Here is a 21,136-nt window from a genome sequence, read left to right on the forward strand (position 1 = left end):
AAAGTGCCGTTATTGATAGAAATATTGTGTATTTAAAAATTGATAATAAGATCAATAAACTTAAACGCCTTAAAAAGTTTCAAAATTATAGTTTTTCACACGAAATAACACGTATTACCTTTGTTATTAGATTGCATATAAGAAATCTATCTTGATAGAATCAGCTCACCGATTAACATTTAAACTTAGAAAAGGAGGCTAATTATGCTTTTGTGTGATCTTATTGAATACTCACACTTCTTTGGTAATCGCCATAGCTCAGGCTTTCACAGTATTTTACTGCGTTAACCTGCCTGAGCGACGTTAACTACGACCTCTCCTCAGCTTACAGGGTTATCGCGAGATATTACCCCAGGGCGTTATTACGCCTAAAATATGAGTAAGCTATGAGCACATTATTATCTACACAAAATCTATCTTTTCATAATAACCTCGGTTTATTACTAAATGATATTTCTTTAGCCCTAATCAAAGGTGAAAAAATTGGTTTAATTGGCCATAACGGTTGTGGCAAAAGTACATTATTAAAACTTTTATCACACCAATTAACACCAACTGAGGGTGTTATTTCTATTGCTAATCATATTGTAATGGCCTATATAGAACAGCACCTGCCACAAGCGCTACAGTCAATGACATTAATGGATGCTATACTTCATAAACTTCCTGAAGAATACCGATTATCTGAAGGCTGGCGCGCAGAGTTGCTATTCAGTGAAATGGGTTTTACGTTTAATGAAAAAGATCTACGCGTTTCACAATTAAGTGGTGGCCAACATACGCGTTTATTATTAGCGAGAGCCTTAATTATTAAGCCTGATCTATTATTGCTTGATGAGCCGAGTAACCATCTCGATTTACCGACTATTTTATGGTTGGAAGCATTTCTTCAACAGTGGCGTGGCAGTTTTATCTTGGTTTCGCATGATAATACGTTATTAGACAACGTGACGAATTGTACATGGATCATTCGTGATAAGTCGCTATCTATTTTTCGTTTGCCCTGCTCTCAAGCTAGAGTTGCACAAGAAGAACAAGATATCAGTGCGCAACATCGTCATGATGCTCAACAAAAAGAGATAGATAGAATTACCCAAAGTGCGAAACAACTCGCCATATGGGGGCACGTTTATGACAACGAGAATTTATCTCGTAAAGCGAAACAGATGGAAAAACATATTGTTCGTTTAAAAGATGAACAAGCCGGAATCACTGCAGGAAATCAATGGGTATTACAGTTCTCAGGAACGTTATTACGCGCGGATAAACTTTGTGAATTAAACCAATTGTCGGTTATTCCTGCTGAAAATGCCCCAGCTTTATATACTGTCAAAAATCAGCGTATTAAAAGTGGTGATCGAGTGGCAATAATCGGTGCTAATGGAAGCGGAAAATCATCACTACTAAAGATGATCTGGTCACATAGTTCAGTTAAAACACATAAACAAAGTGAAATAAGATTGCATCCTCGCGTTGAACTGGGTTATTACGATCAAAATATTGCGCAATTAATTGATAATGATACCCTTTCTGATGCATTAAAACCGTTTGCTTCATTAACAGATGAACAACGCAAAATGGCATTGATTAACGCAGGCTTTGTTTATGCACGTCATAGACAAAAAGTAAGCACGCTAAGTGGCGGTGAACGCGCTCGCTTATTGTTTGTTGGACTGAGTTTGGCTAAGTATTCTTTTCTTATGCTAGATGAACCCACTAACCATATTGATATGGAAGGTAAAAAAGCATTAGCTGAACAGATCAGTCAATTCCCCGGAGGGGTACTATTGGTTAGTCATGATAGAGAATTGATTGAAAATAGCTGTAATCGGTTTTGGTATATTCATCATGGTGTTTTAACAGAGCATCATGATATTGAAGCGATTTACCAGTTTATTTCAGCTGAGGAAATATCTAAAGTTCAGTCGGCAGATAATTTGCAGAATATCTCATCAACACCATTAGCCTCACATGATGATGAAAAACTCTTGAAGTTAATTGAGTTAGAAGAGAAATTAAACGCTGATTTAGCGCGTAAAACTAACCATCAAAAACCGGCTTTGCAAACTCAATGGAAATTAGAGATTAGCCAGCTAAAGCAAGCACTTAAATTAATTTAAAATAGATAAAATTATGTTTAAACAAAAAGGATCACACCGTGATCCTTTTTTATTTGTTCTTATTTTACTAACTCATATTCAATAAGATATAAAGACTGGGTTGTTGGATAAATATCTTTGATAAGTGCTTTCAACACTGGAAGTGTCATACCTTCCTGCTGCGCGTGATACTCATTGATATCCTCATAACGTAAAGGCGATACCGCTATAATTTTCAATTTCCCATAATGAGTACGATGTTCATTAGCAAATAATTCAACAATGCTTCCTGGTTTATAATGGCTTTCACTTTCATCTCTGATAGTAATGACTTTGATTTCTTTAAGAATGGAAGGTATTAAACGTTCAAAAAAAGTAATTTCTGTAGGAATTGACGACATCGTATTACTCACGAATAAATTGATAATTTGTTAAGTATCTTATCACGCCTTATTTATCTTTTATGTGTTTTTGCCAATTGTCTTATTATTTGATGCTTCGGTTTGAAGTAATTTCGCTTTACGCTCGATACCCCAACGATAACCTGATAATTCACCATTTTGACGAATAACACGATGACAAGGGATCGCTACGGCAAGCTTATTGGCCGCACAGGCATTTGCTACTGCACGATAGGCTTTAGGTGAACCTATTTTATTGGCAATTTCTTGATAAGTCATTGTACTACCAAAAGGGATTTCTAATAACGCTTGCCACACTTTTTGTTGAAAAACAGTGCCTTGAATATCAAGAGGCAAAGATAAAGGTTGTTTAGGCAATTCAATAAAACCGATGACTTGCGCTATTATTTGTTCAAACTCTTTATTTGCACCAATTAATTCAGCAAGAGGAAATTGTTTTTGTAAATCTTCCAATAACTGTTCAGCGTCATCCCCTAACATAATAGCGCAAATCCCTTTTTCACTTTGAGCCACAAGAATATTACCTAAAGAACACAACGCAATCGCAAAAAAGATAGCAATATTCTTACCTCCATTACGCCAATTCGTTGGTGTCATTCCTAATATTGCGGTTGCATTTTCATAAAAACGGCTATTAGCATTAAAACCTGACTGATAAATTGCCTCTGTAATACTGCCATCTTCTGCCAACGCTTTTTTTATTAATTTTTGGCGATAGGCATTGGCATAATCTTTTGGAGTAATACCCATAATTGATTTAAAGAGACGATGAAAATGATATGGGCTTGCCATAACATGTTCAGCAATACGAGCTAGCGAAACATCACCGTTATTTTTTTCGATAAAACGACAGGCTTGCTCAATAAGTTGGTTACGCTTACTTTCCATTATGACAGTCCTTTAATACGGGATTATGGTTATTATCGGCAGTCATAATAAATAAAGAACTCCGTTTATTGCGCAATAATCTCAGGCTCTTTAGATAATGCCCATAAATAAAGCGATGCTGTAGAACCATAAGGTGAATATCGTTTACGGTAGCGCTCAAAGCGCGCTTTATCTAACGTTTTATGATGATACAGACGCATTATCCCTCGTTGAATGGCCAAATCCCCCCAACTTAAAATATCTGGTCGGTTAAGCGATGAAATTAATAACATTTCAGCAGTCCAAATACCGATGCCTTTTAACTGAATCAAAGTATCAATAACCTCTTTATCCTGCATGCTGGGGATTTTATTTAAATCTAATTGACCAGAAATGACTGAATTTGCAATGCCAATAATGTAACCCGCTTTTCGCATTGTCATACCACATTGCTGAATTTCTTGTTCAGTTAATATAGCAATACGTTCTGGAGCATAGATGCCTTCGCATAAGTTCAATAACCGTTGATGTACCGTTATGGCAGCAGAAACAGAAATTTGTTGTTCAATAATATTTTTAACTAATGCTGTAAATAAATCAGGGGTAAGTGGACGCTTAATGTTACCCATTCTTTCAATGAGTGCAGCTAACCGCTTATCACGTTGCTTTAAGATGTTTATTTCTTTTTCACCATACTGGAAGTACATAAATTCACTCAGATAAACTGGAAACATTAAAGTTAGTATAACGTGAATATAGAGATACTATGCACTCCATTTCTTGCTTTTCCCGTTATTTAGCTCTCATAAAATAAATATTATTTATATATCAATACCGCAAGCAAAAGTCGTTAATAATAAAGTTAATAACTATTCTTAACTTGTTAAATTCACAGAGAAATACTTATTTATTGCATGATAAAAAATATAAATGTATAAAAAAATATAAGTTAAATAATTACCTATAATTTATAGGTTTTATTAATGTTTATTTTAATCAATCACCATCAGTATTAAACGTTATGGTTCAATATGAAAAATATCACTTTAAATTTAAAAACAAATTAGCAACTTTAGGTTTATGAAAAAATCAATGAGTTTTACTGTATCTGCTTTTATTTTTACTGCATATACAGCAAAAAAGGTCACTTTAAAGTAACCTTTTTTACTTGTTAAGCTGTTAATTTTTTAAGCGGTTAATGCAAGTTTGGCACCAAAAAGTAAGAACACAGCACCTATACAACTATTTGATAATGAAGCTAATCGTTTGTTATGTTTTACTTTATTCGTAATAGCCACTCCGCCAAAAATAAGAATTGATAAATAAATCATGCTACATGTTTCTAAAATTGCACCTAACACAAAAAATGGAACACCCGCATTTTCATATTTAGGATCGATAAATTGAATAAAGAAAGAAACATAAAAAATGATCATTTTAGGGTTAAGCATACTCAAAAATAGCGCCTTAACATAAAGACCCTCTTTTGCTTTTACTGTTACTTCTGATACTTGTTCTGAGGTCTCTTTTTTCTTTTGGAACGTTGCATATAACGTTTTTAATCCTAAGTAGGTTAAATAAAGAGCACCAGCATATTTAATGACAATAAAAAAGACGGGTGAAGTCTTGACTAATGAAGCAACCCCCAAAAATGCCAAAAAAATTAATAATGCATCACCCGTAAAAACACCAAGAGCGGCTTTATACCCCCCTTTTACACCATGCTTCGCACTGGAAGTAAGGACGAAAATCGAATTTGGACCTGGTACTAAAGTAATAAAAATAACGCCTAAAAGGTATGTCCAAATATTTGAAATACCGAAACTTTCTAACATACGACGCCTTTTTCAAAAAATAACATACTGAATATATAAGTCATCATATCTATAATAATTTTTTTGTAAAACAATAATCTCCATATAACTTAAAGATAAGTCAATTAAACTACTTTTATTAATAAAAAGTAGTTTATAAGTCTATTTTGGTGATTGTTTTTAGAGTGAAAATCTAGTTTAAACTTGCGTTATAGTATGATGCTGAAATTAAAATTTATACAGTAATAAAATTCAAAATAAAAAACAATAATGGTTTTATAGACCATAAAAACGATGAACATCAGAGCTAAAACCCTATTGTTTGTTTTGTGTTATGGGATTTTATTCTTTTTGTGATCTATATCTGTTAGATGTTGTCAAAATAGAAGTAAGAATAGCTACTATACTTATGAAAAATAATGATTTTTATAAATATATCATTGAATGTATTAGCATAAAAAGTGAGATGATAAATAAGATTACTTTTCTCTAAACCATTATTCTGTGCTGTTTTTTACATTTAAGCATAAAAAAGTAGAAACGCTATACTATCTCAACGCCAGAAATGGAGTTACGTCACTTTGCTCAAAATGAGATTATTGCGGCTGAAGATTACATTGATAATAGTGATGAACGTCACCCTGAGCACATTGTATGCCATGCACAAGCGACTTTTTATGATAATTTTACGTAAACAGGTAAACTAACGATTAAACTGGTTGCTGTTGGTGAAAAACTCATGCCTAAAGATGAAACACCCATTATTGGAGAAAACTCTCCTTACCAAGGATTATATCTTGTTACTATGCATATCACCGTGACGTTGTCACCTTTATTGTGTAAGTTAGTTATGCACAAGCACTGATTTACGAAAAAGCGGATCCTCTATTAACTCCTTATCGCTTATCACGATTTAGCTAGAGAACCATTATGGATGCACAACTGTATAAAGAATTTAAAATAGTAGAAAAAGCCTTTTGGTCAGAAATTTGTGAAAATAATATTCGCATTGGTGATCATACCCATTGTTTTATGACACCTATGGATGCGCCAATTTTTAACTTTATTTATTTACGTCAAGGTGCAACAGAAGGCGCGTTCCAGCAAGCAAGCACCCTTTTTTCTTCACAGAAAAAAGGCCATATTTTGATTTTACCTGAATCATTATTGCCTGAGTTTGAAGAAATTATAAAAAATGCAGGTTATACCGGTGACGGTATGACAACAGCCATGTATTTAACGTTGTCAGAAGCAGTTTACCCTTCTTATCGAAATAATCCATGCGATATTATTCTCACCAATCATAACCTCGAACAATGGGCACATCCGTTAAAAACAGCGTTTCCTGTGGGAGATGATAGCGATGATACGATTGTTAATGAATATATTCGTTATCACCAAAAAGCATTAGATAATGGTGCGACTATTTTCCATTATGCTCTGTTAGTTGAAGGCCAGCCCGTATCGTCATTAACGCTGACGTTACATGATAAATTAGCACGTTTTGATGATATTGGGACAGATGTTGCTTATCAAGGCAATGGTTATGCTACTCATTTGATTAAACATGTTTTAGAGTTTTGCCGTGAGCAAGGTGTCGAGCGTTGTTTCTTAGATGCTTCGGCAGATGGTTTGGCGCTATACCGTAAGTTTGGTTTTAAATCACTCTTTAACTATTTAAGTTTTATTAAAGAGTAACTTAATCATAAGGCTCAATAAGCTATTGAGCCTTGAGTTTTAGTCATTAAAGTTTCAACCTTCTTTCTGTGTCGGTTTTGTCTTTATCACTGATTTGTCTTATCTTACTACACGACAGGGATTACCAACAGCAACACAATTAGCTGGAATTGGTTTTGTTACTACATTGCCCGCACCAATAACACAATTATCACTAATAGTTACGCTAGGTAAAATAATGCACCCCGTACCTAACCATACCGAATCACTAATTGTTATAGGCAGTGCATATTTAATAAAGTGATAGCTATAGTAAGAATTTGCTGGCGCTCTGTTATCTATTTTAAAAACGATAACCAACACCAACATTAAAACCATGAATTTTGGAATTTAACTCATTATTGCTAAATTTAGTTCCTTCATACCCAATATTTATAGCTAAGTTATTTATAGGATTTAATTGTATACCCGCCCCCCAAGCTATACCTGTTGATTTGTATTTGTAATAGCTACTTTCTATATAACCATCATCAGTTCCATAGTCTCGATTGTTTAATTTAGTTTTAGCAATACCCGCTAATCCATATAAATTTGCAAAATTATTAATACGATAACTTGGTCCGGCTAATAACGAAACGTAGTTAACATCTGTCTTTGCAGAAGAAGTGAATCCATCGTTATCTTGTTCTTCGGCATAATATTTATCGCCTTTCATCCATGTGAAAGAACCAACTATCCCCCAATTATTACTCAGTTCATAATGATAATTAAGATTAACCCCATTGAGTTTAATACCTTCTATCTTAGCTTGACTATACCCTAGGGAGATCGTCTGCTCATTAGTTGCCATAACATTCACGCTAAAAAAAAGGCATGAAGAACATAAGCATCCGATAACTATTTTTTTAAACATAAAACACCTTTTATTTTGATTGTATTAATCTAATTAAATATAAAAATAGTTTTAATAAAATTAAAACCCTATAGAAAACTTGATGCCTTATATAATTAATAACAATATTAAGGTATTAATTATACTAAATAAAAAGCGCAATCAATGCACCAAGATATAAAGCAAACTTTATTTATACCATTGAGGCTTGATATTAAACTTAGATAATTATCTTATATAAAAAAACCATTAAAATAGAGTGATTAAAATCACAAATCTTCAACGATATAAATAATTTAATTTATTCAATGATATTTCTATAAAATGATGAATATAAAAAAATACCCAACATTTGTTGGGTAATATGGCTATGAAAATAAAGATTTTATTTGGAATTATTAATTATAAATCGACTGCAGTTTATCAAAAAAAAACAAATAAAAAAACACCCAAATAGAATTTTTGACAAATAGTTTTATAAATATATCAATTTATTTTTTCACTAATTACTATAAAGGTTCGAAAGATATTTACTGACGAAAAATAAATAAATACTTCTATTTTGTATTTTTATATTACTTTTTAATAATTAAGATTAGCATTGATTGATTTCTTTTAATAAGACCAGTAGATTATTAATGTACATTGTCATTATTCAACACTGGGATCTATTTAATCCATCTTTTTAAAAGATGGATTTTTTTTCAACAATATTTAACAAACAAGATTTACGTTGAGTTTCCCCTCTATGCATTAACATTGGCACAAGAATTAAGTGATGTTTTTGATAAACTTAACGACATTGGCGTTCGATTTGGCCCAATTTCCATTTTATCAAATGAGATAAGTCATGAGGCATTAGAGATTTTATTTCCTACCATCCAAATTGCCCCTGTTCATTACTATGTATTAACGCCATTAAGTATACAAAAAACAAAAACACATCTCGATTTTGAGCAATGGCTCTCACAACAGAAAAGTTAATTATTCTAATGAAATAAGTGTTTATTTTTCATAAAAATAATGATTTCATTTCTATAAAGTATTCTCTTTAAAAACGCTTAATTATTTTTTTATTAAAGATAATTAATATTACTCTTCTTTTTTTTGATTAGGTAAAAACACTATTTGTGCTGTATTTATCATTCACCACTTTTATCTACCCCCCCATAAAACTCAATTTAAATCAATCAATTAAAATTAAAAAACAAGTATATTAACCCATAATAATTATTATATTTTTAAATAATCTGTTAAAAACACTTATTGTTTAACTTAAATTAACGTTCTATGCTGATATTTATATATAAAATTTATTAATTTATTCGCTGGCAACGAAGGACGATAAAATGTCTGTAGCTGTGACAAAAAAAGCAATAGAAAAACTTATAAATGGGTATAATTCTGATCCTTTTGCACTTCTGGGTATGCATGAAACATCGGCAGGTTTAGAGGTTCGTGCGTTTTTACCTGATGCTGTTGCAGTCAGTGTTATTGATAGAAAGAATGGCAGAAAAGTCGCAACATTAGAGTTTAAACATCCGAGTGGTTTTTTTTGTGGCGTAATTCCTCGACGTAAACGTCGTTTTAGTTACTGTTTAGACGTTACTTGGGAAAATAATACGCAAAGTGTCGTTGATGATCCCTATCAATTCGGTATTTTGCTGCAAGAAATGGATATTTGGTTCTTAGCACAAGGTCATCACTCTCGCCCTTATCAGTGTTTAGGCGCTCACCCTACAAAATTAGGTGATATTGATGGAATTACCTTTGCCGTATGGGCACCAAATGCACAAAGTGTGAGTGTCGTTGGTGATTTCTCATTTTGGGATGAAAGACGTTTTCCTATGCGATTACGTCGTGAAAGTGGAATTTGGGAGCTTTTTGTTCCACAAGCCCATCTTGGAGATTGTTATAAATACGCAATTTTAGATGCTAATGGCGAACGTCGATTAAAAGCAGATCCTTACGCTTTTGAAACACAAATACGTCCTGAAACGGCCTCGATTATCAATACGTTACCATCCGTTAAGCCAATGCCTTTATCGCGCCAACACGCGAATCAGCGTAATGCGCCTATCTCTATTTATGAAGTTCATTTAGGTTCATGGCGCCGACATACAGACGATCAGAGTTGGTTAAGCTATCGTGAGTTAGCTGAACAGTTAATTCCTTACGTGAAAGAAATGGGTTTTACCCATATCGAATTATTGCCTATTAATGAGCATCCTTTTGATGGTTCATGGGGATATCAACCTTTAGGATTATATTCACCAACTCGTCGCTTTGGGTCGCCTATGGATTTCCGTGACTTTATCGAAGCGGCACATCAGGCTGAAATTAGCGTTATTTTAGATTGGGTTCCTGGCCATTTCCCTGAAGATGACTATGGTTTACGTAATTTTGATGGCACGTCGCTCTATGAGTATGCAGATAGACGTGAAGGCTTCCATCCTGATTGGAACACCTTAATTTATAACTATGGTCGTAATGAGGTACTAAATTATCTTTCTGGTAATTTATTGTATTGGCACGAACATTTTGCACTTGATGGTTTCCGTTTTGATGCTGTCGCCTCCATGCTATATCGTGACTACAGCCGAAAAGAAGGTGAATGGATCCCCAATAAACACGGTGGACGCGAAAACTTAGAAGCCATTGATTTTCTTCGTTATACCCATAAATTGTTAGGCGCTACTTGCCCTGGGATCATCACGATTGCTGAAGAGTCTACTGATTTCCCAGGTGTTACCTTACCGCCAGATGAAGGGGGTTTAGGTTTTAACTACAAATGGAATATGGGATGGATGCATGACACGTTGGCATATATGCAACGTGATCCTATCTATCGAAAATTTCATCATAATCAGATGACTTTTGGCGTGCTCTATGCCTATAACGAAAACTTTATTCTTCCTCTTTCTCACGATGAATTTGTTCATGGCAAAGGATCGTTAATTGGTCGTATGGTGGGTAATGATTGGCAAAAATTTGCCAATTTACGTGCTTATCTCGGTTTTATGTGGGCTTATCCTGGGAAAAAATTGCTGTTTATGGGATGCGAGTTCGCCCAATGGCGTGAATGGAACCATGACAGTAGTTTAGATTGGCATCTTCTAGAAACACCCAATAGCCCACACCAAGGTATTCAGCACTTTGTACGCGACCTCAATCTTTCTTATCAAACCAATAGCCCTCTTTATGAATGTGATTTTGAGCGTGAAGGTTTTGAGTGGCTTACTGTCGACGATCATGATAATTCCGTTTTTGCTTTTTGCCGAAAAGATACACAAGGTAATGAATTGATTATTATCAGCAATTTTACTCCAGTCGTTCATCACAACTATGTCGTGGGTGTAAACAAAGCTGGTATATATCAAGAAATAATCAATAGTGACTCTGAATTTTACAACGGAACTAATGTGGGAAATTTAGGTGAAATTGAGACAACCGAAAAAGGATTAAATGGTAAACCTCACTCATTGTCATTGACGCTACCACCACTTGCGACATTGTATTTAAAATTGAAGGATTAATATGTCTTTAGACTATGGTCGCCCTTTTCCTATGGGCAGTCATTATGATGGCTACGGAGTAAATTTTACACTATTTAGTGATAATGCCACTAAAGTCATACTCTGCTTGTTTGATAAAGCAGGCAAAGAGATCCGCTATCCATTACCCGGCAAAACGGGGGCTATTTGGCATGGGTATTTACCGGGTGCAGGCCCAGGTTTGCATTATGGTTATCGTGTTGAAGGCGTCTGGGCACCAGAGCAAGGTTTATTCTATCAACCGCAACAATTGTTATTAGATCCCTATGCAAAACAGGTAACTGGTATTGTTGATAATACATTACCTTACACCTCCCCTGTTTTTAATGCATTAGAGCATGATGATAGTGCGATTACACCTAAAGCAGTTATCACAGATGATAGTGGCTGTTTTTGCCATTCTTATAAAGAAAAAGGCACTTATCAGCGTTTAAATATACCGTGGTCAGAAACCATTATTTACGAAGGACACGTGAAGGGATTGACAAAACTACATCCCGAAATACCAGAAAAATTACAAGGCACTTATGCGGCATTAGGGCACCCTGCTTTTATTTCACACCTAAAAAAGCTCGGCATTACGGCATTAGAATTATTACCAGTTCAATATCATTTAACAGAGCCACATCTCCATAAGATTGGATTAAAAAATTATTGGGGTTATAACGTATTAGCCCCCTTTGCTTTATCGACCCAATACTATTCCAATTCAGGTCGGAATATTATTGATGAATTTCGAGAAGCCGTAAGATGCTTACATAAAGCCAATATTGAAGTGATTTTAGATGTGGTATTTAACCATACAGCGGAATTAAGCGACCAATTTGAAGGTTATATTGTTTCGCAACGTGGTATTGATAACCAAAGTTATTATTGGTTAAACGACGAAAATAAAGCTCAAAATTGGACGGGATGTGGCAATACTTTAAATTTAAGTCGCCCTGAAACAGTGCAATGGGTAATGGATTGTCTACGCTATTGGGTTAGCGAATTTCATATTGATGGCTTCCGCTTTGATTTAGCAACCAGCCTTGGTCGCGTTCCTTATTTTGATACGCAATCACCATTGTTAACGGCTATTCGACAAGATCCACTTCTTTCACGCATTAAACTTATCGCAGAACCTTGGGATTTAGGCTCTGATGGTTATCAAGTTAGTCATTTCCCTGTGCCATTTACAGAATGGAATGATAGTTATCGCGATGTTATTCGTCGTTTTTGGTTATGGCGCGATGTGTCTATTGCGATATTTGCAGACAACATTACTGGCTCAGCAAAGCTATACCATAAAAACGGCCGTCCCCCCTATTCTAGTATCAATATGATCACTAGCCACGATGGTTTTACATTGCGGGATTTGGTGAGTTATCAGAACAAACATAACGAGGAGAATGGAGAATCAAATCTAGATGGACACAACACCAATTACAGTGTGAATTTTGGTGAAGAAGGGTTGATTGTTAACGAAAAAATAGGTCAACACAGATTGCTTGCGATTCGAAATATGTTGGCAACTTTATTGCTTTCTAGAGGAACTCCTCATTTACTCGCCGGTGATGAAGTGGGTAATACGCAATACGGTAATAACAATGCTTATTGCCAGGATAATAAAGTCAGTTGGATCAAATGGTTTCAACATCCTTATGACTTAACTAATTACATTCGCCACCTTATTGAATTACGTCACCAAATTACGCCTTTAAGTTCGCTTAAATGGTGGAAAGAAGATAGCGAAGACGTTATTTGGCTCAATCAAAATGCTCAATCAATGAGCCATGAAGATTGGCAACAACTTCCCCCCTCACCATTACAACTTTTTTTAGCGCAACAATGGATCTTAATGATTAATCCGTTAAGAAACAGTGCTGTTTTTTCTTTACCTGAAGGATCTTGGTCTTGCTTGCTTGATACGACTCGCTGGCCTCTTTGTCACCCAACACAGTCTCAGCATTGTGAAGTACAACCTAACAGTATCACTCTTTGGCGAAATAACGTTTTTGATATTCCGTCTTCTACTAAAAAATTACCCAATATTTCCTCCTGAGTTAAGTAATTTGATTGGAGTGCTATAACTATGATGACAACAGAACAAGGCCAAAAATTAATGTTGGCACAACAACTTCCTAAAGAGGCAATTGCACTCGTTTTAGCGGGAGGTCGTGGTACGCGTTTAAAAGCATTGACAGCAAAACGGGCAAAACCAGCGGTTTTCTTTGGTGGGAAATTTCGAATTATCGACTTTACACTGTCTAACTGCCTTAACTCAGGAATTCGTCGTATTGGTGTAATAACTCAATATCAATCGCACTCCTTAGTTCAGCATATTCAACGTGGTTGGTCGTTCTTTAACGAAGATATGAATGAATTTGTTGATTTATTACCTGCTCAACAACGTTGTAATACGGATCATTGGTATATGGGTACGGCTGATGCGATATATCAAAACCTTGATATTCTTCGTAGCTACAAAGCTAAATACGTGGTGATCTTAGCTGGTGATCATATTTATAAAATGAACTATGCACGTTTATTGCTCGACCACTTTGAAAATAAATCAAAATTTACTGTTGCCTGTATTCGAGTACCTAAAAAAGATGCATTCCAATTTGGTATTATGGACATCGATGAAAATCGTCGAGTGCTAAATTTTCTAGAAAAACCATCTAACCCACCGTGTATTCCAGATGATCCCGATCATTCATTGGCAAGTATGGGTATTTATGTAGTTGATAGAGACTATCTTTTTGATTTACTAGAAGAAGATAGCCATGATCCTGATTCACATCATGACTTTGGTCAAGATATTATTCCTAAAATTACTGAACGTGGCGATGTGTTAGCTCATCCATTTGAACTTTCTTGTGTCAGTTCTGATCCTTCAGTACCACCTTATTGGCGTGATGTAGGAACTATTGAAGCATATTGGTCTGCTAACCTTGATTTAGCCTCAGTGACACCTGAGCTTGATATGTATGCCAAAGATTGGCCAATCCGCACCTTTATGACGCCACTGCCACCTGCAAAATTTGTGCAAGATAATCACGACGAACATGGACAAATGATGAATTCATTGATTGCCGACGGTTGTATTATCAATGGTTCAACCCTCTATTCATCAATCTTATTTCCATTAGTTCGCGTGGAATCTTTCTGCCATATTGAAGATTCCGTTATTTTGCCAGATGTTACCGTGAATCATCACTGTTATTTAAAACGTTGCATTATTGACCGTAGTTGCACTATCCCAGAAGGGACCGTCATTGGTATGGATGCAGAAGATGATGCGGCCCGTTTCCATCGCACTGAAGAAGGTATTGTACTCGTTACAAGAGAAATGCTTGAGCAATTGGTACGTAAAGAAAACTCCGCTGAAAAAAACACAGAACAAAAAACTCAAAATGAGGAGGCATTTTCGTGAATGTGCTTCATTGTTGTTCTGAATTATTCCCTCTATTAAAAACAGGGGGATTAGCGGACGTTATGGGCTCTTTGCCCCTAGCGCAAAAAAAAATAGGCTTAGATGCGCGGGTCGTTATACCCGCTTTTCCTGCGATTAAAGATAATATTGCTGATCTTAAATTAGTTACTAATGTTGATACTTTTGTAGGTAATATTTCTTTACTTTATGGCCAATATCAAGGTGTTGATATTTATCTTATTGATGCGCCTCATCTTTATCAACGAGCAGGTAGCCCTTATCACGATGAATATCAACATGCTTATAGTGATAATGTTTTTCGTTTTGCCCTATTAGGTTGGGTTGCCAGTGAATTATCCACAGGATTAGACCCTTTATGGCATGCTGATATTGTTCATGCTCACGACTGGCATGCTGGGCTAGCTTGCGCTTATTTGGCTGTAAAACACTACTCTGCAAAATCGGTTTTTACAGTTCATAATCTAGCTTATAAAGGCGAGTTTTCACCTTATCATCTGCATCAACTTGAATTACCTGATTACAGCTTTTCAATTAATGGACTGGAATATTATGGACAAATTTCATTCTTAAAAGCGGGCTTGTTTTATGCAAATCATATTACGACGGTTAGCCCAACGTATGCCAAAGAGATAACTCGCCCTGAATTTGGTTATGGACTTGAAGGTTTATTGCGTCAACGTACGGATGAACAACGATTAAGTGGCATATTAAATGGCATAGATGAAGCGATTTGGACCCCTGCAACGGATGACTTAATTATACGTCACTATGATGTAAACAACCTCAATAAACGCCTAGATAATAAAACAGCATTACAGAAAAAATGCGGTTTACCTGTTAATAATAATGCCCCTCTTTTTGCTGTTGTGAGCCGTTTAACATCACAAAAAGGACTTGATTTAGTGATTGACGTATTACCCGATATTGTTGATCAAGCTGGACAGTTTGTGTTGTTAGGCACAGGTGATAGCCATCTTGAATCCGCATTTTTACATGCTCAACAACAATATCCTCAACATGTTGCTACTCATATTGGCTATGACGAAAGTTTTTCACACCAAATTGTCGCGGGTGCTGATGTGATTATGATGCCTAGTCGTTTTGAACCTTGTGGATTAACTCAGTTATATGGTTTGAAATATGGCGCACTTCCTTTAGTGAGACACACAGGTGGATTAGCTGATACGGTGAATGATTGTTCATTAGAAAATCTAGCCCATCATCAAGCAACAGGTTTTGTTTTCCATGAAGCAACACCTGATGATTTGCGCCTTGCTATCAATCGTGCCTTTACCCTGTGGGAGATGCCAAAACAATGGCAACAAGTTCAAACAGATGCGATGAACCAAACTATTTTTAGTTGGGAAACAGCAGCTAAGGCATATGCAGCGCTGTATCACCGTTTATAGACAAGATGTCTATTTGACCTGTGGATCACCAAAAGAGATTTATAATGAAAAAGTTATGTGAATTTGATTATTCATCACCAGATAAGGACGTTGAATCGTTAAAGCGTTCTATTGTTTATAAACTGATGTTTATTGTTGGTACTTCGCCTAAATACGCCACACCAACAGATTGGTTAAATGCAACTTCCTACGCTATACGAGACCGTTTAGTTGAACGTTGGTTGAAATCAACCAAAGCGGAGCTTTCACCGAAAGTAAAACAGGTTTATTACATTTCGATGGAATTTCTTATGGGCCGTTTTTTAACGAATGCGATGCTCTCTTTAGGAGTGTATCACGAAGTTAAAGGTGCATTAAAAGAACTAGGGCTTGATCTTGAAAAGCAAATTGAACTTGAGCCTGATCCTGGTTTAGGTAATGGTGGTTTAGGTCGTTTAGCTGCGTGTTTTCTTGATTCTTGTGCCACATTAGGTTATCCAGTGACAGGTTATGGTATTCGCTATGAATACGGCATGTTCCGTCAGAAAATTGAAAATGGTGAACAACATGAAGTTGCGGATAACTGGCTTGAAAAAGGGAATCCCTGGGAGTTCCCTCGCTATGATCTGTTATTTGAAGTCGGTTTTGGTGGGCGTTTACAACAAGAAGGTGAAAATAATTATTGGGTTGATACCTTAAATGTGATGGCTCAACCCTATGATTCTATTGTTCCTGGCTATAACACGCAGGCAACAGATACAATTCGACTATGGTCTGCTAAAGCGAATAGTGCGTTTAATTTAGGTAAATTTAATAAAGGGGAATACTTAGAGGCGACAGAAACAAAAGATCGCTCAGAAAATATCTCTCGTATTCTTTATCCAGATGATTCGACAATATCAGGTAAAATGTTACGTTTACAGCAAGAATATTTTTTAGTCAGTGCCTCTGTTCAAGATATTTTGCAACGCCATTACCATCTACATCAACGCTTTGATAATCTAAAAGATTTTATAGCCATTCATCTTAATGATACTCACCCTGTTCTTGCTATTCCTGAATTAATGCGCCAGCTTATTGATAATCACGGATTTAGCTGGGATGAAGCATGGGAACAAACCATTCATATATTTTCATACACCAACCATACATTAATGGGGGAAGCATTAGAGACTTGGCCTGTTGATATGCTTGGTCGCTCGCTTCCTCGTCACTTACAAATCATTTTCCAAATTAATGATAAATTCTTAAAATACGTTAGAGAACAACACGCTGAGGATAACGACTTATTACGCCGTATTTCTATTATTGATGAAGAAAATGGTCGTAATGTCCGTATGGCTTGGCTTGCGGTAATTATTAGTCATCAAGTCAATGGTGTTTCTGAGCTCCATAGCCAATTAATGGTACAATCATTATTTGCTGATTTCGCGATGATCTATCCTAAGAAATTCTGCAATATTACTAATGGTATTACACCACGTCGTTGGCTAGCATTAGCCAACCCTTCTCTTTCTCAAATCATTGATAACCAAATTGGTACTTATTGGCGAACCAATTTAGAGCAATTAGGTGAATTAATGCCATTAGTAAAAGATAACAATTTCTTACACCAACTAAAAGATTCAAAACGATTAAATAAACAAAACTTGGCTAACATTATTCAGCAAGATTTGAATATCACGATTAATCCTGATGCGTTATTTGATGTGCAAATAAAACGTATTCATGAATATAAACGTCAACTGCTCAATGTGTTAGGCATTATCACTCGTTATAATCGTATTTTACAAAACCCAGAGCAAAATTGGGTTCCTCGTGTGTTTATTTTTGGTGGTAAAGCGGCTTCTGCTTATTATAATGCGAAGAAAATTATCAATCTTATCAACGATATTTCGGTGAAAATTAATAATGATGTGCGTATTAAAGATAAACTAAAAGTTATCTTTATTCCTAATTACGGTGTGAGTTTAGCGCAACATATTATTCCTGCCGCAGATCTATCTGAGCAAATATCTTTAGCAGGCACAGAAGCTTCTGGTACAGGGAATATGAAATTTGCGCTAAATGGTGCGCTCACTATCGGAACTCTGGATGGTGCAAATATTGAAATTGGTGAACATGTTGGTTTTGAAAATATGTTTATTTTTGGTCATAATGCACAAGAAGTCGCTGAATTAAGGCTGCGTTATTCACCACGTCGCTATTACGATGAAGATATTGAGTTGCATACTGTGCTGAATCAAATCGCCAATGGCTTCTTTAATCAAAACAATCCTGATAAATATAAATCAATCTTTGATAGCCTTATTGAATTTGGCGACCATTATCAGGTGCTCGCAGATTACCGTAGTTATGTGGACACTCAAGATAGCGTGGATCGGCTCTATCAAGATGAAAATGCTTGGTTGAGAAAATCAGCTTTAACTATTTGTCAAATGGGCTATTTTTCTGCAGATCGTGCAGTAACAGAATATATGCAAAGAATTTGGAAAGCTTCAGCGATTACATTGTAAAAGCTAAATTTATAAGGATAGAACAGTAACCGCGCTTTGGTTTATGCGCGGTTTTTTGTTTAAGTTTATTGGTTTTATTTATGAAAGAACTTGTTTTTTTCTTCTGTCAAACTTCGCATTAAGAATGAAGGAGTATTTATGATGAAGATTGAAAAACATTTTAAAAACAAACCTTATTTACATAATTCTTTTTTTTTAGATAATACTTTTAATAAAATTAAAATTGGCATTAAAGAGAATTATTATGAAAGTATTTTAAATAAGATTAAAACTATTAATAATACAAGTTTAGAGATCCCCATGGATTACAAAAAAAATGAAATAGATCTGAATGTAAATATTTCTAAAATCAGTAAAGACTTAATATATAAAATATTTAATACTTATCTTAAGCAAGATGTTTTACATAAAAACAAAGGAGATATAGAGGGATTTGCAAAAGAACTAAGAAACTCTTACGCAAAAGCAGATGAAACTTTTTTTGGATGGTGTCAGGATGAAAAAGAAGTTTTACCTTCTTCAATAATTCACCATGAAATAGATAAGCAATGTAAAAATTATAATATTGCTATACCTAACGAGAGTAAAAGAAGTATATTTTTTTATATAGCTAATAGAGCAGATATAAAGTTAAATAATGGTGCGGCTCAAAGCACTATTATTCAACAATTAGTAGATATTCCTGACGTAGTAGAGGCTGTAAATAAATTAGGGATTTCTAATGATTGTCATTTAAAATACGATTTTTACTGTTTTTTGGCTGAAAATATCTACAATGATTTGTTAAAAAATGAACAAAAAGTTAATTTTTTTAAAATAAAAGATGCTATTAAAATTATAATTGAAAAAAAAGCTCAAGAAGAAAATAATAAAACAAAGGATAACATTTTTTATCCTAAATATGCATTTAACTTGTAGCGATAAATGATACTATTGATCTAAAATTAGACATTATGTATAGTTAAGTGTACATTTTATCTAACTTAAGTGAAATGGGAAAACGAAATGGCCTCACATCTTACACTACGAAATATTGAAGCCCTCTCTTCACCCGGTGGGCATTACTCTCATGTTGTGACTGCAAATAATATGTCGTTTGTTTCAGGATTACTGCCTTTAGATAAACAAGGTAAACCTTTAGCAGACAAACCAGTTGAAATTCAAATCATACAAGTGCTTGAAAACTTAAATGCTTGTCTTCTCGGAATTAATGCAAAGAAAACTGATATTGTTCAAGTTAAAGTCTATGTGACAGATATTAACGAATGGCCTATTGTTAATAAGCTATATGCAACATGGATTGGCGAACATAGGCCTGCAAGAGTCGTTGCTGGTGTAAAAGAGCTCCATTTTGGCAGTAAAATTGAAATTGAAGCCGTGGTGATCAAGGAGCAATCTTATGAATAAATTGCCTATTCCTACCTATAAAGATGTTGCTGAAGCTCATCAACGTATTCAGCCTTATCTTAATAAAACACCGGTTTTAACCTCTCGTACTATTAATGAACTAACAGGGGCGCAGTTTTATTTTAAATGTGAAAACTTTCAGCGTATGGGCGCATTTAAGTTTCGTGGTGCGATGAATGCATTATCTCAATTTAATGATCAACAACGTAAAAATGGTGTCGTAACTTTCTCATCAGGTAATCATGCTCAGGCAATTGCCTTATCGGCAAAGCTATTAGGTATTCCTGCAACAATTATCATGCCTGAGGATGCACCAAAGGCTAAAATAGAAGCGACAAAAGGCTATGGTGGTCACGTGCTCACCTATAACCGTTATACAGAAAATCGTGAAGAAATTGGCCAACAACTGGCACAAAAAAAAGGATTAACGTTAATTCCACCTTATGATCATCCCCATATTATTGCAGGGCAAGGTACTGTTGCAAAAGAGTTGTTCGATGAAGTTGGTGAATTAGATATGCTATTTGTTCCATTAGGTGGTGGTGGTTTACTTTCTGGCTCTTTATTATCAACCAAAGCTCTCTCACCGCAATGTAAAATATATGGTGTCGAGCCTTTAGCGGGAAATGATGGACAACAATCATTACGTAAAGGCGAAATCATCCATATTGATACCCCAAAAACAATTGCAGATGGTGCGCAAACGCAACATTTAGGCAATTATACTTTTGAGATTATTCGTAACAATGTGGATGATATTTTAACTGCAACGGATGAAGAATTAATTTCTGCTATGCAATTTTATGCTCAGCGTATGAAGATTATTGTAGAGCCAACAAGCTGTTTAAGTTTAGCGGCTACTCATCAATTTGGTGGTAAATTAAAAGGTAAGAAAATCGGTATTATTATCAGCGGTGGTAATGTCGATATCGCACAATATGGTCGTTTTTTAGCACAATAAAAAGATGTTATTAATCATTAAAAAAGCAGTATGAATTATTTTTTCATACTGCTTAAGATATATAAATGTATTACCATTCAATTAAGATAACGAAAGTATT

Annotated in this window: 18 protein-coding genes; 12 read left to right on the plus strand and 6 right to left on the minus strand. The window is 35.1% G+C overall.

What is annotated here, in order from left to right:
* Positions 1-386 precede the first annotated feature (386 nt).
* Positions 387-2,120, plus strand: coding sequence for an ABC-F family ATP-binding cassette domain-containing protein (locus tag GWJ05_RS13845; protein WP_161681451.1), 1,734 nt, complete (start codon positions 387-389; stop codon positions 2,118-2,120).
* Positions 2,121-2,179: 59 nt separating this feature from the next.
* Here GWJ05_RS13845 and yqfB read toward each other — a convergent pair whose 3' ends face one another.
* The 4 genes from yqfB to leuE form a co-directional block, all read right to left on the minus strand.
* Entirely contained in the window at positions 2,180-2,500 is a 321-nt protein-coding gene (yqfB, locus tag GWJ05_RS13850) for a N(4)-acetylcytidine aminohydrolase (protein WP_036936879.1), read from the minus strand.
* A 60-nt stretch (positions 2,501-2,560) separates the two neighbouring features.
* Positions 2,561-3,409, minus strand: coding sequence for a bifunctional DNA-binding transcriptional regulator/O6-methylguanine-DNA methyltransferase Ada (ada, locus tag GWJ05_RS13855; protein WP_036936877.1), 849 nt, complete (start codon positions 3,407-3,409; stop codon positions 2,561-2,563).
* Between the two features lie 65 nt (positions 3,410-3,474).
* Complete coding sequence (locus GWJ05_RS13860; RefSeq protein ID WP_161681452.1) at positions 3,475-4,095, minus strand: DNA-3-methyladenine glycosylase family protein; 621 nt, start codon at positions 4,093-4,095, stop codon at positions 3,475-3,477.
* Between the two features lie 480 nt (positions 4,096-4,575).
* Positions 4,576-5,223: a leucine efflux protein LeuE gene (gene leuE, locus GWJ05_RS13865; protein WP_036936872.1), complete on the minus strand. Its 648-nt coding sequence runs from the start codon at positions 5,221-5,223 to the stop codon at positions 4,576-4,578.
* 544 nt (positions 5,224-5,767) lie between these two features.
* Between leuE and GWJ05_RS18680 the strand changes: the two genes are divergently transcribed.
* Both GWJ05_RS18680 and GWJ05_RS13870 read left to right on the plus strand, forming a co-directional pair.
* Positions 5,768-5,896 (plus strand): hypothetical protein, encoded by a 129-nt coding sequence (locus GWJ05_RS18680; protein ID WP_257474710.1) that lies wholly within the window; start codon positions 5,768-5,770, stop codon positions 5,894-5,896.
* A 236-nt stretch (positions 5,897-6,132) separates the two neighbouring features.
* Positions 6,133-6,900, plus strand: a complete 768-nt coding sequence (locus GWJ05_RS13870) for a GNAT family N-acetyltransferase (RefSeq protein WP_036936870.1) — start codon at positions 6,133-6,135, stop codon at positions 6,898-6,900.
* Positions 6,901-6,999: 99 nt separating this feature from the next.
* Here the strand turns inward: GWJ05_RS13870 and GWJ05_RS13875 are convergent, their stop codons facing one another.
* The gene (locus GWJ05_RS13875) at positions 7,000-7,257 is read right to left on the minus strand and encodes a hypothetical protein (RefSeq protein WP_082239467.1); all 258 of its coding nucleotides are present in this window, start codon (positions 7,255-7,257) and stop codon (positions 7,000-7,002) included.
* On the minus strand, positions 7,223-7,792 hold the full coding sequence (locus tag GWJ05_RS13880) for an Ail/Lom family outer membrane beta-barrel protein (RefSeq protein ID WP_036936866.1): 570 nt from the start codon (positions 7,790-7,792) through the stop codon (positions 7,223-7,225). Before GWJ05_RS13880 ends, GWJ05_RS13875 begins: the two co-directional genes overlap by 35 nt.
* Before the next feature lie 738 nt (positions 7,793-8,530).
* On the opposite strand from GWJ05_RS13880, the gene GWJ05_RS13885 reads away from it, so the two are divergent.
* The 9 genes from GWJ05_RS13885 to GWJ05_RS13925 all read left to right on the plus strand — a co-directional run bounded on the left by GWJ05_RS13885 (position 8,531) and on the right by GWJ05_RS13925 (position 21,036).
* Entirely contained in the window at positions 8,531-8,755 is a 225-nt protein-coding gene (locus GWJ05_RS13885) for a hypothetical protein (RefSeq protein ID WP_036936864.1), read from the plus strand.
* Between the two features lie 365 nt (positions 8,756-9,120).
* Positions 9,121-11,307, plus strand: coding sequence for a 1,4-alpha-glucan branching protein GlgB (gene glgB / locus GWJ05_RS13890; RefSeq protein ID WP_036936862.1), 2,187 nt, complete (start codon positions 9,121-9,123; stop codon positions 11,305-11,307).
* A gap of 1 nt (position 11,308) precedes the next feature.
* Positions 11,309-13,369, plus strand: coding sequence for a glycogen debranching protein GlgX (gene glgX, locus GWJ05_RS13895; RefSeq protein WP_052038504.1), 2,061 nt, complete (start codon positions 11,309-11,311; stop codon positions 13,367-13,369).
* Positions 13,370-13,399: 30 nt separating this feature from the next.
* Positions 13,400-14,743, plus strand: a complete 1,344-nt coding sequence (gene glgC / locus GWJ05_RS13900; RefSeq protein ID WP_052038503.1) for a glucose-1-phosphate adenylyltransferase — start codon at positions 13,400-13,402, stop codon at positions 14,741-14,743.
* Complete coding sequence (glgA, locus tag GWJ05_RS13905; RefSeq protein WP_087802414.1) at positions 14,740-16,173, plus strand: glycogen synthase GlgA; 1,434 nt, start codon at positions 14,740-14,742, stop codon at positions 16,171-16,173. Before glgC ends, glgA begins: the two co-directional genes overlap by 4 nt.
* A gap of 44 nt (positions 16,174-16,217) precedes the next feature.
* Positions 16,218-18,668, plus strand: a complete 2,451-nt coding sequence (gene glgP, locus GWJ05_RS13910) for a glycogen/starch/alpha-glucan family phosphorylase (protein WP_087802412.1) — start codon at positions 16,218-16,220, stop codon at positions 18,666-18,668.
* Positions 18,669-18,806: 138 nt separating this feature from the next.
* Positions 18,807-19,586: a hypothetical protein gene (locus GWJ05_RS13915; protein WP_123822103.1), complete on the plus strand. Its 780-nt coding sequence runs from the start codon at positions 18,807-18,809 to the stop codon at positions 19,584-19,586.
* Positions 19,587-19,673: 87 nt separating this feature from the next.
* On the plus strand, positions 19,674-20,075 hold the full coding sequence (locus GWJ05_RS13920; protein ID WP_036936855.1) for a RidA family protein: 402 nt from the start codon (positions 19,674-19,676) through the stop codon (positions 20,073-20,075).
* Positions 20,068-21,036, plus strand: a complete 969-nt coding sequence (locus GWJ05_RS13925) for a threo-3-hydroxy-L-aspartate ammonia-lyase (RefSeq protein ID WP_161681453.1) — start codon at positions 20,068-20,070, stop codon at positions 21,034-21,036. The genes GWJ05_RS13920 and GWJ05_RS13925 overlap by 8 nt, the downstream gene beginning before the upstream one ends.
* Positions 21,037-21,136 lie beyond the last annotated feature (100 nt).

This window comes from Proteus sp. G2626, assembly GCF_009915985.1.
GTDB classification, from domain to species: Bacteria; Pseudomonadota; Gammaproteobacteria; order Enterobacterales; family Enterobacteriaceae; genus Proteus; species Proteus vulgaris.

Excerpts from the sequence above, each read along its gene's own strand:
- GWJ05_RS13860 (WP_161681452.1), bottom strand. The coding sequence starts at position 4,095 with ATGTACTTCCAGTATGGTGAAAAAGAAATAAACATCTTAAAGCAACGT.
- glgC (WP_052038503.1), top strand. The coding sequence starts at position 13,400 with ATGATGACAACAGAACAAGGCCAAAAATTAATGTTGGCACAACAACTT.
- ada (WP_036936877.1), bottom strand. The coding sequence starts at position 3,409 with ATGGAAAGTAAGCGTAACCAACTTATTGAGCAAGCCTGTCGTTTTATC.
- GWJ05_RS13870 (WP_036936870.1), top strand. The coding sequence starts at position 6,133 with ATGGATGCACAACTGTATAAAGAATTTAAAATAGTAGAAAAAGCCTTT.
- glgX (WP_052038504.1), top strand. The coding sequence starts at position 11,309 with ATGTCTTTAGACTATGGTCGCCCTTTTCCTATGGGCAGTCATTATGAT.
- GWJ05_RS13880 (WP_036936866.1), bottom strand. The coding sequence starts at position 7,792 with ATGTTTAAAAAAATAGTTATCGGATGCTTATGTTCTTCATGCCTTTTT.
- leuE (WP_036936872.1), bottom strand. The coding sequence starts at position 5,223 with ATGTTAGAAAGTTTCGGTATTTCAAATATTTGGACATACCTTTTAGGC.
- yqfB (WP_036936879.1), bottom strand. The coding sequence starts at position 2,500 with ATGTCGTCAATTCCTACAGAAATTACTTTTTTTGAACGTTTAATACCT.
- GWJ05_RS13875 (WP_082239467.1), bottom strand. The coding sequence starts at position 7,257 with ATGGTTTTAATGTTGGTGTTGGTTATCGTTTTTAAAATAGATAACAGA.
- GWJ05_RS18680 (WP_257474710.1), top strand. The coding sequence starts at position 5,768 with ATGGAGTTACGTCACTTTGCTCAAAATGAGATTATTGCGGCTGAAGAT.
- GWJ05_RS13845 (WP_161681451.1), top strand. The coding sequence starts at position 387 with ATGAGCACATTATTATCTACACAAAATCTATCTTTTCATAATAACCTC.
- GWJ05_RS13920 (WP_036936855.1), top strand. The coding sequence starts at position 19,674 with ATGGCCTCACATCTTACACTACGAAATATTGAAGCCCTCTCTTCACCC.
- glgP (WP_087802412.1), top strand. The coding sequence starts at position 16,218 with ATGAAAAAGTTATGTGAATTTGATTATTCATCACCAGATAAGGACGTT.
- GWJ05_RS13925 (WP_161681453.1), top strand. The coding sequence starts at position 20,068 with ATGAATAAATTGCCTATTCCTACCTATAAAGATGTTGCTGAAGCTCAT.
- GWJ05_RS13915 (WP_123822103.1), top strand. The coding sequence starts at position 18,807 with ATGATGAAGATTGAAAAACATTTTAAAAACAAACCTTATTTACATAAT.
- glgB (WP_036936862.1), top strand. The coding sequence starts at position 9,121 with ATGTCTGTAGCTGTGACAAAAAAAGCAATAGAAAAACTTATAAATGGG.